1 protein-coding gene is annotated in these 1,043 nt (G+C 67.6%); it reads right to left on the bottom strand.

Features of this window, described 5'->3' with window-relative positions:
* Window positions 1–20: 20 nt before the first annotated feature.
* On the bottom strand, window positions 21–908 hold the full coding sequence (locus AB0J93_RS30095) for an IS5 family transposase (protein ID WP_363925735.1): 888 nt from the start codon (window positions 906–908) through the stop codon (window positions 21–23).
* Window positions 909–1,043: the final 135 nt, after the last annotated feature.

Genomic DNA, 1,043 nt, shown 5'->3' with positions numbered 1-1,043 from the left:
CTATAGAGCCTGTTTCTGATCTATGTGGCTGGGCTCGTGGTACGGGTACGAGCGTGGCGGCGGGTCATCTGGAGGATCGCGGCCCAGTAGATGATGGTTTCGTGGTGTTCGGGTAGGCGTTCGTAGTCGCGGGCGCAGCGGCGTCGGCGGGTTAGCCAGGCGAAGGTGCGTTCGACGACCCAGCGGCGAGGCAGGACCTGGAAGCCTTTGCCGGTCGGGCGGGGCACGATCTCGATGGTGACGCCGAGGTCGGCGGCCCAGGTGATCAGGTCGCCGTGGTAGCCGTGGTCGGCCCAGATGTGTGCGATGCCGTGCAGTGCGGCCTGGTGGACGATGGGGCGGGCGCCGTCGCGGTCCTGGACGTTGGCCGCGGTGACGTGCCCGGCGATGAGCAGGCCGAGGGTGTCGACGATGATGTGGCGTTTACGGCCGTTGACGCGTTTGTGAGGGTCGTAGCCGCTGGTGTCGCGGCTGACGGTGGCTTCGGCGCACTCGTGCACTGATTGGGAGTCCACGCAGCCGGCGGTCGGGGTCGCGGTGCGGCCGGCTGCACAGCGGATCTGTTCGCGGAGCCGGTTGGTCAGGCAGAGCGCGGTCAGGTCGTCGTGCCAGCGGGTGAGGAAGCCGTAGACGGTTCGCCAGGGCGGGAAGTCGGCGGGCATGGCCCGCCATTTGATGCCGTTGTCGACGAGGTAGAAGATCGCGTCGATGATCGCCCGGCGGTGATGTTTCTCCGGCCGGCCACCGGTGCGGCGACGACAGGCGGGCGGGGCCAGAAGCGGTTCGAGGACCTCCCACTCGGCGTCGGTGGTGTCGGAGGGGTATCGGCGGGGACGGGTCGCGCAGCCACAGCCGCAAACGGCATGGGGCTGCTGGCCAGCTGCACGCTGGGCAGGATTCAATGTCACGGCGGGCTCTTGGGACAGCAGGGGTGTAGGAACCGTCTGCCTACCAAGAGCCCGTCACCGATTGATAGCCGCCACGCCGAGCTCCCTGGCACCTACCACAACGCCCGTCAGGAAGATCAGAAACAGGCTCTATAG

The organism is Micromonospora sp. NPDC049374 (genome assembly GCF_040677165.1).
In the GTDB taxonomy this organism is placed as follows: domain Bacteria; phylum Actinomycetota; class Actinomycetes; order Mycobacteriales; family Micromonosporaceae; genus Micromonospora.
The sequence above is the reverse complement of the archived record's forward strand: the minus strand, read 5'-3'. Positions and strand labels throughout refer to the sequence as shown.